This is a genomic window from Rickettsia endosymbiont of Urophora cardui, assembly GCF_964030725.1.
Taxonomy (GTDB): domain Bacteria; phylum Pseudomonadota; class Alphaproteobacteria; order Rickettsiales; family Rickettsiaceae; genus Rickettsia.
In genome coordinates, this window is the sequence record NZ_CAXIPY010000001.1 from 22,245 (window position 1) to 34,977 (window position 12,733).

Sequence of the window (12,733 nt, forward strand, 5' to 3'; positions counted from 1 at the left end):
TGATAATCTGGTAAGATGTCCTGAATTAAAAATAATCCAGATTATATGAGATCTCGGAAGAAAGCCCCTTTTAGTAAATCACGCAAGTATTCTAAATATAAAATAACGAATTGGTCAGAATATAATAATTTTTTACGCTGATGAACGAACATTAGAATTAGAGTCTTTTGCAATGATTGTGTAAATTTTTGTTGAGCCTATATTAGAAGTAATTAAAAATATAGGTAACAGAAATGCAAATAGAGAAGAATAAAAAAATAAATGAAGCAATAGATTTGCTGATAGAAGGCGGAGTAGATTTAAAAACAGTACTAAGTCAGAATGGATTAATTAAGGAATTAACCAAGGGTATTTTAGAGCGAGCACTGCATGCTGAGATGTCAGAACATTTAGGTTATAGCAAGTATGATAGAGCTGAAACTGAGAATGCGAGGAATGGTAGTTTTAGTAAGAATCTGATTAGTGAGAATGGTACTATAGAGATAAATGTTCCAAGAGACAGATAAGGTAAATTTGAACCTATAATAGTCTCAAAGAAACAAACAAGAATAGATGGCTTAGACCAAAAGATAATATCCTTATATGCGAAGGGTATGAGTGTGTCTGATATTAAAACACAATTGCAAGAATTATATGGAGCTGAGATCAGTGAGAGCCTAATCAGCAGGATTACAGATGAAGTAATAGATGAGGTCAAGATTTGGCAGAGTAGACCTCTTGAATCAGTATACCCTATAGTATATTTTGACTGTTTAGTAGTGAAAGTGAGACAAGATAAACTTATTATTAATAAATCAGTATATGTAGCTTTAGGAATAGATTTATCTGGCAGAAAGGATATTTTAGGCTTATGGATAAGTGAGAATGAAGGAGCTAAATTTTGGCTTGGTAATTTTACTGAAATGAAGAATCGAGGAGTAAAAGATATCTTAATTGCTTGTAGTGATAATCTAACTGGTATGTCTGATGCTATTGCATCAGTATATCCGAAAACTGAACATCAAATTTGTATTGTCCACCAGATCAGGAATAGCCTCAAATATGTATCATATAAAGATAGAAAGCAATTAGCAGCGGATTTGAAACTAATCTATACTTCTGCTACTGAAAAAGAAGCAGAATTAGCTCTTGAGTCATTTGATCAAAAATGGAGTAAGCAATATCCGCATATAGCTAAATCTTGGTATAATAATTGGGATAATTTGATAATTTTCTTGCAATATCCAAAGGAGATTCGTAAGATTATTTACACTACAAATGCGATAGAATCGCTGAATAGCCAATTGAGAAAAGTTACTAAGAATAAACGCATCTTTCCAAATGATGACGCAGTCAGGAGTTTCGCACTTAGCAAATAATATGCTAATCTAGAGAAAAATAGTTTTAGATAAAAATGACAAGATCAAAATGTAGCAAAGATTTATATAAATCATTCTTACAAGCAAGTAGTGTAAGATATACTAGCAAAGCATTATCTGAAGTAAGTCCATTAGATCTATCGCACGATAGTGCAAGTCGATGGTTAAAGAGTAAGGATTTTCGCCCTAGCGAAATCTATAGCAAAGTGTCAAAATATATTGATCTGGAAGATCCTTGTTTATTAGTGGGAGATGACACCTTATTGTCAAAGCAATACAGTAAGAGGATCGAGCTTGTAAATTATCAATATTCTGGGGCTGTACATGATGTTATACCTGGTATAGGAATGGTAAACTTACTGCATTACAATACTCAAATTGATCAATCTACTCCTGTAGATTATAGAATATATGATAAAGAAACTGATGGTAAAACAAAGAACGAGCATTTTTGTGATATGCTTACTTTAGCTAAAGAAAGAGGTATCAAGCCTGATGCTATAGTTATGGATGCTTGGTATAGTGGTTTGGATAATTTAAAACATATACGTAATTTAGGTTGGATATGGGTTACCAACCTAAGAAAAAATAGAAAAGTTAATCGTAATGTTAGCTTGGAAACTTTAGAGATTCCCGATGAAGGGCTAAAAATTCACCTACGTGGATACGGTTGGGTTACGGTATTTAAGTTTGTGGCAAAAAATGGTCGCATTGATTACATAACAACTAATTTAGAGAATCCTACACGTGAGCAAATAGAGAAAATTGTTAAGGCGCGTTGGTCTATAGAAGTTTATCATCGAGAATTGAAACAAACTTGTGGTATTGAATGCTGTCAGGCACGCACGGGTCGAGCTCAAAGAAATCATATTTGCCTTGCTGTATTGGCCTGGCTTGATATGAACAAAAGGAGGATAAATGAAAACATTACTTTATATCAACAAACTTGGGAAGTTATAAAAACATCAATTCAGAACAACATTAAATGGCTTCTAACTAATACACAATTTTGCTAAGTGCGAAACTCCTGGCAGTATTTAAGGTTTTATATCTGACAATTGATTATATTACCAAAAAATGGTCTATGCCTATCCCCAATTGGAATGAAGCTATGGCTCATTTTATGATCAAATTTGATGGTAGAATTTAATGGTTCACGAAATTTACACAATTGATGAGACAGAGCCTAGAATTACCCATGACGAATGATGCTCCTCGCAGCAGAGCTACGAGGTATCTAAAAAAGTTTTAGTTGTTTCTTATGATATCACGAAGCAGAGCTTCGGGGAATTAAACCCTGAGAGATTAAAATTACCCATTTTTGAGTAAAAAATATTGTCTAAAGTGTTACATTATTTGTAATAGTTGAGATTATATCTTACATTTAGTAAAATAAATTAATTATTAAATGGAGATAAAGAATGAACTTAAATCAAAAAATAATAAAACCAAAATTAGGTTTACTTGAATTAGCTAAGAGCCTTGGTAGTATATCATCAGCATGTAAAGCGATGGGATATAGTAGAGATAGTTATTACAGATTTAAAGAACTGTATGAAACTGGTGGCGAAGAAGCGTTGTATGAAATTAGTCGAAGAAAGCCAATAATAGCGAATAGAGTTGATCCTGCTGTAGAGAAAGCAGTACTAGATAGTCCGTCCGCCAAAACTCTAAAAGCCTTATAGGCAATAGGGTTTTAAGGCAAAAATGCATAGTAAAATCCATAAGAAAATGAAAGGTTTTATATCAAAAGCTTATGGAAATACAAAAAAATGACAATAAAAAAATGAATGCATTTTGGGAAATAGTGTGGTTTTTAATACAAAAATTTAAAATCAGCCCTCAAAATTAGAGTAATTTGCTCTAAAATCGCACTATTTTTGGAAATTAGTGACACAAGTGATATTTTTTAGAGTTTTGGCGGAGGGACTAGATATGGCAATAGAATATCCAGCATATGGTCAGCTAAGAGTATCAAATGAGCTTAAAAAGACAGGTGTACTTGTATCACCTGGGGGAGTAAGATCAATTTGGTTACGTAATGATTTAAACAACATCAGTAAAAGACTTAAAGCATTAGAAGCAAAAATGGCTCAAGATGGTATTGTGCTTACTGAGGCACAATTACAAGTGCTAGAGAAGCGTCGTAATGAAAAAGAAGCTCATGGAGAAATTGAGACACAGCATCCAGGGTATCTAGGATGCCAAGATACATATTATGTAGGCAACTTTAAGGGTATAGGTAAGGTTTATTCTCAGGTATTTATTGATAGCTACAGCAGAGTAGCTGATGTTAAACTATATACTGATAAAACAGCTTTAACTGCTGCTGATATGCTTAATGACCGAGTGTTACCATGGTATGAGACTCAAGGGATACCAATACTTCGTATTCTGACAGATCGTGGGTCAGAATATAAGGGGAATATAGAGCATCATGCTTTTGAATTATTTCTAAGTATCGAAGGTATAGAGCATACTACTACTAAAGCATATTCTCCTCAAACAAACGGTATGTGTGAGCGTTTTAATAAAACCATGAAACAAGAATTCTTTGATACAGCTATGCGGAAAAAGATTTATACAGCTCTTGATGACCTACAATTAGATCTTGATATCTGGCTAGAGTATTTCAATAATGAAAGACCTCATTCTGGTAAATATTGTTATGGAAAAACTCCTATGCAAACTTTTAAGGATAGTAAGAAATTAGCTGTTGAAAAGAATAATGAAATCTTGTATCTTGAATATGTATCTGACAGTCAAAATTTAACTGACAATCAGGGGCAAAATTTATAGTGTCTGTAAGATCAAATCTTGTATCTTAGTATTGTCTTTAGTAAACAACTATAAGATACTTAAGGGCACTTAAGTAAGAAGACTAATATGCCGTATTAAATCTTAGGGCTATGTAACCCTGTAGTTGAGATCAAACAATTAGTCTTCACATACTCATTAAAGATCGGACGGTATTCTTAGGTCTTGAAATTAATCAATGAACCTGTATTTACAAGGTTGATCTTTGGGTATTCTACTTATTATTAACATAGAAGGTCAAATATGAGTAGCATTATTTTGGGTATAGATATTTCTAAAGCAACATTTGACGTAGCTTTATTAAATGATAATAAAATCAAAACCAAAAAGTTTAATAATACTGCAAAAGGCTTTGCTGCACTAAAACAATGGTTAGAAAAAAAGGGAATAGATACTGCTCACGCTTGTATGGAATCAACAGGTGGTTACGAAGTTAGGTTAGCTCAATATCTTTATGATAATACATTTAAAGTTAGTGTCGTAAATCCAGCTCGCATCAAGGGCTTTGCAATGAGCAAGCTTTCAAGAGTTAAAACTGACAAATCTGATTGTGAATTGATAGCTTCTTTTTGCAAGGCTATGCAACCTGATCTTTGGCAACCAACCCCTATACATATTAAAGAATTACAACAATGGGTAAGACGCTTGGATAGTTTGATTGCTAATAAAAATCAAGAAAATAATAGATTGAGCGGAGCAAGTAAAGCAGTTGCCATTAACATTATGATTCATATTGAATTTCTGGATAAGCAAATTAAGGAAGTAGAAGAACTTATCTCTAATCATATTAAAGGACACAAAGACTTACATGATAAAAGTAAACTTCTTGATTCAATCCCTGGTATAGGAGAAAAAACAATAGGAGTGATACTTGCTTTTCTTGTTGTAGAAAATTTTAATTCTGCAAAACAACTAGCTGCGTTTGTTGGTCTTAACCCAAAGCCAAAACAATCAGGCACTTCTGTCCATGGAATAGGAAAAATATCAAAAACAGGAGATGCTAATTTACGTAAAGCTTTTTATATGCCTGCCATAGTTGCTATAAAACATAATCCGATTATTAAGGATTTTAGTCAACGTTTGAGCAATGTTGGAAAATCTAAAATGGTTATAGTGATTGCTGCTATGCGTAAGTTGCTTCACATAATTTATGGTGTTCTTAATAACAAAACATCTTTTAGTGCAAATATAAAAACCCTGTAAAATAAAATTGAGGTAAAATAATGAAAAAGTTGTTGACACTCAAGACGGTATCTTAACTTCTACACATTATTATCCTCCGATTTTATAGTTAATTTTTTGCCTTTAGCTGTAGCGATTCTATAACTTTCAGTATTGAGTTCAAGAATTGAAGAATGGTGAACCAATCTGTCAATAACTGCTGACGTAGTCATTTTATCTTTAAAAATAGTATTCCATTTTGCAAAAACTAAATTGCTAGTAATTAATACACTACGCATTTCATAACGTTCAGCTAATAAGGTAAATAAAACATCAGTTTCTTCACGATTATATGGTACATATGATATATCATCAATTATCAATATTTCAAAATAATCGAATTTTTTAATAATTTGCTTAAGTTTTAAACTAACTGAAGTTTTGACAAAAATTCTAATTTTTCTGACTAAAGTGAAAATTTATATTTAAAGTTAAATATTTAGTGCTTTTATCAGCTTAAAAGCGATATTTCTACAATTTAAAGTAAATTATTTGATATATAATACAAATTATAGATTGATACACTCGCCACTTTTTTTAATAAAAATTTTTTGTCAAAACTTCAGAAACTAAGCTTTGCTTCTAGTAATTGTTGAACCAAATTAGCTGCTGTTGTATATAATACACGTCTACCAGCAAGACACCACTCACGTGCTAAACCTATACTAAGATGACTTTTGCCAGTGCCAGGATTACCAAAAATAAGTATATTTTCATAGCGATCCATAAATTCTCCTTGTGCAAGATATTGGATCTTAGTTGGCGATAATCCTGGGATACGCTTAATATCAAAGTTGCTTAATAACTTATCTCGAGAGAGTTTTGCTTGCTTCAGCAATCTGGCAATACGTTGTTGTTGTCTATGTTCTAACTCACGTATGGCTAACTCCTGTAGATAATCTATATATGTTTTCTTCAGGAGTTTCGCACTTAGCAAAAAGTATGTTAATCTAGAGAAAAATAGTTTTAGATAAAAATGACAAGAACAAAATGTAGCAAGGACTTATATAAATCATTTTTACAAGCAAGTAGTGTCAGATATACTAGCAAGGCATTATCTGAAGTGAGTCCAGTAGATCTATCTCACGATAGTGCAAGTCGATGGTTAAAGAGTAAGGATTTTCGTCCTAGCGAAATCTATAAGGAAGTGTCAAAATATATAGATTGGGAAGCACCGTGTTTATTAGTGGGGGATGACACCTTATTATCAAAGCAATACAGTCAGAAGATTGAGCTTGTACGTTATCAATATTCTGGAGCTGTACATGATGTTATACCTGGTATAGGAATGGTAAACTTACTACATTACAATACTAAAATTGCTCAATCTACTCCCGTAGATTATAGAATATATGATAAAGACACTGATGGTAAAACAAAGAATGAGCATTTTTGTGATATGCTTACTTTAGCTAAAGAAAGAGGTCTCAATCCTGATGCCATAGTCATGGATGCTTGGTATAGCGGGTTGGAGAATTTAAAACATATACGTAATTTAGGCTGGCTATGGGTTACCACCCTAAGGAAAAATAGAAAAGTTAATCATAATGTTAGCTTGGAAAGTTTAGAGATACCCGATGAGGGGCTAAAAATTCACCTACGTGGATACGGTTGGGTTACGGTATTTAAGTTTGTGGCAAAGAATGGTCGCATTGATTACATAACAACGAACTTGGAAAATCCCACACGTGAGCAAATAGAGAAAATTGTTAAGGCACGTTGGTCTATAGAGGTTTATCATCGAGAATTAAAACAAACTTGTGGTATTGAACGCTGTCAGGCACGCACGGGCCGAGCTCAAAGAAATCATATTTGCCTTGCAGTATTTGCCTGGCTTGATATGAATAAAAGGAGGATAAATGAAAACATTACTTTATATCAACAAACTTGGGAAGTTATAAAAACATCAATTCAAAACAATATCAGATGGCTTTTAACTGATTCGCAACTTTGCTAAGTGCGAAACTCCTGTTCTTTTCTTGCTCAAAGCTTTCTGCAACTGATTTATAGCACGATGCAAAAGTAGGTAAGCAAAGGTTCTTGAGTAAATTATTTAGCGGTTGCGGAGTTATTATCTGTTTACTCATGCAACCTCCATTGTTTTAAAGCAATGTAATTGATCATATTCAGACAGTATTGGTTGATTAATTTTTACTGAACAAACAGTTTGAGTCTGGCTATTTAGTAAATCTGTAATATGATCAATTATTGGCTCAATCTTCTTTTCTAATAGCACTTCTAATGCAGTAACTACATTCAATTCTCCATACATTTTTGCTAATTGTAATATTTTAAGATATATTTTATGCCCTTTATATGGATATATAGAGATAAGCTGGTCATATACCTGACGAAATATAGCACGTGGGAATAAAGCTTCATAATATTGATATTGAACAAATGCTCCAGGTTTGCGTACTAAACTATCAATAATATGTCTATAATGGACTAATGGTATGGACCTCCTGATATAGAGAATGAAAAGCAGTTGCTAATCTTCTAGGGTTAATATTTAACATATTAAAACAACAATTAAGGAGGTCCATATGGAGGTTACTACAATTGGTATAGATATTGCAAAAAGAATTTTTCAAATTCATGGTGTAGATAAAAATGGCAAGACAGTATTAAAGAAAAAATTGATGAGAGATCAGGTTTTGACATTTATGGCTAATTTACCACAATGTTTAGTAGGGATGGAAGCTTGTGGTGGTTCTAGTTATTGGGCAAGAGAAATAACTAAATTAGGGCATGAAGTAAAACTAATGGCACCGCAATTTGTCAAACCATATGTTAAAACTAATAAAAATGATCAAGCAGATGCTGAAGCGATATGTGAAGCCGTGACAAGACCTAATATGAGATTTGTTGCAATTAAAACTATAGAGCAACAAGAAATTTTATCAATACATAGGGTAAGAGAGAGATTGGTAAAAAATCGTACAGCACTTGCTAATGAAATTAGGGGGCTACTACATGAGTTTGGTTTTATTGTTCCTCAAGGCATTAATAAGGTTATCACAAAATTAATTGAGATTTTAGATGCAGGGAAATTAAGCCAGTTAAGTTATCAAACATTTAGTGAACTAAAAGAAGAATTCTTAGATAATAACAGAAAAATAAAAGAGATAGAAAAACGATTAACAATGATAGCAAGTAACCTAACTCAATATCAACGATTAAGAGCTATACCTGGTCTTGGTTTAATTACTGCTACTGCTTTAATAGCATCAATAGGTAATGCTACAAGTTTTGAGAATGGCAGGCAATTATCGGCATGGCTAGGATTAGTGCCAAGACAACATTCAAGTGGTGGGAAGGATAAGCTGCTGGGAATTAGCAAGCGAGGTGATGTATACTTACGCACTTTATTAATTCAAGGGGCTAGAGCTGTACTAAATGCCAAGATAAGATTTACATCGGAAGAACAGAAATCTAAAAAAGATTTTAGCCAATTTACGAAATGGATGTTTAATTTATCTGAGCGAAGTAGCCATAATAAAACGACAGTTGCCATAGCTAATAAGTTGGCAAGAGTGGTGTTTGCTGTACTAAGATCAGGAGATGATTATGTAGAGAGTAAAGTTTGTAGCTAAAGAGTGTGTAGCATAGCACTTATAAGTAAAATAAATGGTGATTTATATAATGAATAGGTAAAAGCAAAACAATATGTAAGAGATTCCAACCCGAAATATGCTTGAGATAATTAATATTGATGGTAAATAAGACAAACCTTAGCTTACAAAAAAACTGCGTTTTTCAGTGGCTCTTTTAGAAGCCGATGGACTGATAAGTATATAGTTTGTAAGCCAGCGAATTCCATCAGGGCTGTAGAATAAATTAGGTTGATTTATCAGCTATAAGCCGGATACATGACTGCATTTGTGGCTCTGTCTCATCAATTGTGTAAATTTCGTGAACCATTAAATTCTACCATCAAATTTGATCATAAAATGAGCCATAGCTTCATTCCAATTGGGGATAGGCATAGACCATTTTTTGGTAATATAATCAATTGTCAGATATAAAACCTTAAATACTGCGTCATCATTTGGAAAGATGCGTTTATTCTTAGTAACTTTTCTCAATTGGCTATTCAGCGATTCTATCGCATTTGTAGTGTAAATAATCTTACGAATCTCCTTTGGATATTGCAAGAAAATTATCAAATTATCCCAATTATTATACCAAGATTTAGCTATATGCGGATATTGCTTACTCCATTTTTGATCAAATGACTCAAGAGCTAATTCTGCTTCTTTTTCAGTAGCAGAAGTATAGATTAGTTTCAAATCCGCTGCTAATTGCTTTCTATCTTTATATGATACATATTTGAGGCTATTCCTGATCTGATGGACAATACAAATTTGATGTTCAGTTTTCGGATATACTGATGCAATAGCATCAGACATACCAGTTAGATTATCACTACAAGCAATTAAGATATCTTTTACTCCTCGATTCTTCATTTCAGTAAAATTACCAAGCCAAAATTTAGCTCCTTCATTCTCACTTATCCATAAGCCTAAAATATCCTTTCTGCCAGATAAATCTATTCCTAAAGCTACATATACTGATTTATTAATAATAAGTTTATCTTGTCTTACTTTCACTACTAAACAGTCAAAATATACTATAGGGTATACTGATTCAAGAGGTCTACTCTGCCAAATCTTGACCTCATCTATTACTTCATCTGTAATCCTGCTGATTAGGCTCTCACTGATCTCAGCTCCATATAATTCTTGCAATTGTGTTTTAATATCAGACACACTCATACCCTTCGCATATAAGGATATTATCTTTTGGTCTAAGCCATCTATTCTTGTTTGTTTCTTTGAGACTATTATAGGTTCAAATTTACCTTGTCTGTCTCTTGGAACATTTAGCTCTATAGTACCATTCTCACTAATCAGATTCTTACTAAAACTACCATTCCTCGCATTCTCAGTTTCAGCTCTATCATACTTGCTATAACCTAAATGTTCTGACATCTCAGCATGCAGTGCTCGCTCTAAAATACCCTTGGTTAATTCCTTAATTAATCCATTCTGACTTAGTACTGTTTTTAAATCTACTCCACCTTCTATCAGCAAATCTATTGCTTCATTTATTTTTTTATTCTTCTCTATTTGCATTTCTGTTACCTATATTTTTAATTACTTCTAATATAGGCTCAACAAAAATTTACACAATCATTGCAAAAGACTCGCATTTGTTTGTTTTTATTATTGATGTTATTTTTTTCTTGCATTCTACAGGAGGTCCATACATGAAAAATCAAGACAAAAAAATGAGTAGTATGTTTTCCTAATTTTTCGATTATCAGGCAGCAATTTGCTGATAATTTTGCATATAATTCAGATATACATTCATAGGCTTTTTATAACCAATACTTGAATGAAATCTGTGATAATTATATTTATTCAGATAATGATCAATCCCTTCTTTTAACTCTTTAACATTGTTAAAATCATTAATAAAGATACAATTATATTTTAAAGTTCTAAAAAACCTTTCTATTACTATATTATCAATACTTCTACCTTTGCCATTCATTGAAATTTGGATATCATGCTCCTTGAGAATATTTATGTGGTCATAACTGGTATATTGGCTACCTTGATCACTATTAAATATCTGTGGAGCGTTATACTTACTGAGAGCTTGTTTCAAGACATCAGTTACAAGAGATGCATCCATAGAATTTGACAGTTTATAGCTCAATATGGCCTTGCTATGCCAATCTATAATAGCTGCCATATACATAAAGCCACCATTAGTTCTAATGTAAGTAATGTCACCACTCCAAACCTCATTCACATTAGGCACATACACTTGCTTTGTTGAGCCAGATTTAGTCCAATATTGATCAAGTAAGTAGCTATAGATCTTATGCTCACTATCGTTTCGAGAAGTAGATTTTTTCTTATGTGGGTAAATAGCTTCTATACCCATCATCCTCATATATTTCAGTACTCGATCTTTACCGACAATAAAACCATCTTCTAGTAACTGTTGATGAATATAGCGATAACCAAATTCAGGATTATCTGTATATATTTCATCTATTCTATTTAAAATACTTAATTTATTTATACTCATCTCCTTGGATTTATAGTAGGCTGTAGATCGACTAATCTTTAATAGTTCACACTGTCTTGATTTTGAGAGTTGATTTAGCTTGGAGTGTACAAGACTCTTTTTATTTGATAAATCCAAGCTTTTGAGCTTTCCCACGGCCCAGTCCCTCTCAACTGTGATTCTACCAAGAGCTTTAGCAAGTTCATCATTTTGCTCTTGTAAATGATTTATTTGTTCTTGATATTCACTCAAAACTTTAGCTGGTTCAAAAGCTAATGCCGCATTACCTAAAAACTGTTTTTTCCAATTTTGAATTGTTTTAACACTTATTGCATATTTTGAAGCTAACTGACCAAGTGTCGACTCCTCTTTTATTAATTCTAATACTATCCCCGTTTTTTCTGAAGCACTGAAAATTTTTACTTTATTTTTCTTCATCTTTCCTCTTAAGTTTATTGCTATTTATTCTAACTTATTGCGGAAACACACTCCTTCATTTTTTTGTCCAATTTTTTCATGTATGGACCTCCTGTAGAATGCAAGAAAAAAATAACATCAATAATAAAAACAAACAAATGCAGTCATGTATCCGGCTTATAGCTGATAAATCAACCTAATTTATTCTACAGCCCTGATGGAATTCGCTGGCTTACAAACTATATACTTATCAGTCCATCGGCTTCTAAAAGAGCCACTGAAAAACGCAGTTTTTTTGTAAGCTAAGGTTTGTCTTATTTACCATCAATATTAATTATCTCAAGCATATTTCGGGTTGGAATCTCTTACATATTGTTTTGCTTTTACCTATTCATTATATAAATCACCATTTATTTTACTTATAAGTGCTATGCTACACACTCTTTAGCTACAAACTTTACTCTCTACATAATCATCTCCTGATCTTAGTACAGCAAACACCACTCTTGCCAACTTATTAGCTATGGCAACTGTCGTTTTATAGCTAACACGGGAAGGTTTTTACCATTGCTGCCGTTATTGCATCACGAAAATCTTTAAAGTTTTTAATAATTTTTCTCAAGTAATTTTTAAAATTAGCCCAACAGTGTTCAATAGAATTTAAATCTGGAGAATAGACCGGTAGATAAATAAGAGTACAACCCGCTTTTTCTATTAACTGAAGTTTTGACAAAAAGATAACCAAACTTATAAAGTATGATATAAATACGCTCAAATACAAAATGGTTTTTAGTGTGTATGATTATGCAAGAAATGTTGCAAGAAATAAAAAATTT

The 12,733-nt window shown here is 32.5% G+C and carries 12 protein-coding genes and 3 pseudogenes; 8 read left to right on the top strand and 7 right to left on the bottom strand.

What is annotated here, in order from left to right:
• Positions 1-233: 233 nt before the first annotated feature.
• The 6 genes and pseudogenes from AAHI98_RS00125 to AAHI98_RS00150 all read left to right on the top strand — a co-directional run.
• Positions 234-1,334, top strand: a pseudogene (locus tag AAHI98_RS00125) (IS256 family transposase); the annotation flags it as partial.
• A gap of 59 nt (positions 1,335-1,393) precedes the next feature.
• Entirely contained in the window at positions 1,394-2,374 is a 981-nt protein-coding gene (locus AAHI98_RS00130) for an IS701 family transposase (RefSeq protein ID WP_342224656.1), read from the top strand.
• Positions 2,368-2,508: a hypothetical protein gene (locus AAHI98_RS00135; protein ID WP_342224657.1), complete on the top strand. Its 141-nt coding sequence runs from the start codon at positions 2,368-2,370 to the stop codon at positions 2,506-2,508. The genes AAHI98_RS00130 and AAHI98_RS00135 overlap by 7 nt, the downstream gene beginning before the upstream one ends.
• A 271-nt stretch (positions 2,509-2,779) precedes the next feature.
• Positions 2,780-3,007, top strand: a pseudogene (locus AAHI98_RS00140) (helix-turn-helix domain-containing protein); the annotation flags it as partial.
• 280 nt (positions 3,008-3,287) lie between these two features.
• A pseudogene (locus AAHI98_RS00145) lies at positions 3,288-4,157 on the top strand (integrase core domain-containing protein); the annotation flags it as partial.
• 261 nt (positions 4,158-4,418) lie between these two features.
• Positions 4,419-5,378, top strand: coding sequence for a transposase (locus AAHI98_RS00150; RefSeq protein ID WP_342224639.1), 960 nt, complete (start codon positions 4,419-4,421; stop codon positions 5,376-5,378).
• A 59-nt stretch (positions 5,379-5,437) separates the two neighbouring features.
• Here AAHI98_RS00150 and AAHI98_RS00155 read toward each other — a convergent pair whose 3' ends face one another.
• Together AAHI98_RS00155 and AAHI98_RS00160 are read right to left on the bottom strand one after the other, a co-directional pair.
• Positions 5,438-5,815 carry an ATP-binding protein gene (locus AAHI98_RS00155; protein WP_342224800.1) on the bottom strand — a complete coding sequence of 126 codons (378 nt, stop codon included), beginning with the start codon at positions 5,813-5,815 and terminating at the stop codon, positions 5,438-5,440.
• A gap of 143 nt (positions 5,816-5,958) precedes the next feature.
• Positions 5,959-6,333: an ATP-binding protein gene (locus tag AAHI98_RS00160; protein ID WP_342224658.1), complete on the bottom strand. Its 375-nt coding sequence runs from the start codon at positions 6,331-6,333 to the stop codon at positions 5,959-5,961.
• 39 nt (positions 6,334-6,372) lie between these two features.
• Here AAHI98_RS00160 and AAHI98_RS00165 point away from each other — a divergent pair, with 39 nt between their 5' ends.
• Entirely contained in the window at positions 6,373-7,353 is a 981-nt protein-coding gene (locus AAHI98_RS00165; protein WP_342224659.1) for an IS701 family transposase, read from the top strand.
• On the opposite strand, the gene AAHI98_RS00170 is transcribed toward AAHI98_RS00165, so the two are convergent.
• Both AAHI98_RS00170 and AAHI98_RS00175 read right to left on the bottom strand, forming a co-directional pair.
• Positions 7,319-7,483, bottom strand: a complete 165-nt coding sequence (locus AAHI98_RS00170) for a hypothetical protein (protein WP_342224660.1) — start codon at positions 7,481-7,483, stop codon at positions 7,319-7,321. The two genes, AAHI98_RS00165 and AAHI98_RS00170, sit on opposite strands and share 35 nt — an antisense overlap.
• Positions 7,480-7,656: a hypothetical protein gene (locus AAHI98_RS00175; RefSeq protein WP_342224661.1), complete on the bottom strand. Its 177-nt coding sequence runs from the start codon at positions 7,654-7,656 to the stop codon at positions 7,480-7,482. Before AAHI98_RS00175 ends, AAHI98_RS00170 begins: the two co-directional genes overlap by 4 nt.
• 286 nt (positions 7,657-7,942) lie before the next feature.
• Here AAHI98_RS00175 and AAHI98_RS00180 point away from each other — a divergent pair, with 286 nt between their 5' ends.
• Positions 7,943-8,992 (top strand): IS110 family RNA-guided transposase, encoded by a 1,050-nt coding sequence (locus tag AAHI98_RS00180; RefSeq protein WP_342224642.1) that lies wholly within the window; start codon positions 7,943-7,945, stop codon positions 8,990-8,992.
• A 327-nt stretch (positions 8,993-9,319) separates the two neighbouring features.
• On the opposite strand, the gene AAHI98_RS00185 is transcribed toward AAHI98_RS00180, so the two are convergent.
• The 3 genes from AAHI98_RS00185 to AAHI98_RS00195 form a co-directional block, all read right to left on the bottom strand.
• Entirely contained in the window at positions 9,320-10,534 is a 1,215-nt protein-coding gene (locus AAHI98_RS00185) for an IS256 family transposase (RefSeq protein WP_342224662.1), read from the bottom strand.
• A gap of 187 nt (positions 10,535-10,721) precedes the next feature.
• Complete coding sequence (locus AAHI98_RS00190; RefSeq protein ID WP_342224663.1) at positions 10,722-11,918, bottom strand: IS3 family transposase; 1,197 nt, start codon at positions 11,916-11,918, stop codon at positions 10,722-10,724.
• A 523-nt stretch (positions 11,919-12,441) separates the two neighbouring features.
• Entirely contained in the window at positions 12,442-12,630 is a 189-nt protein-coding gene (locus AAHI98_RS00195; RefSeq protein ID WP_410526179.1) for a transposase, read from the bottom strand.
• Between the last annotated feature and the right edge of the window lie 103 nt (positions 12,631-12,733).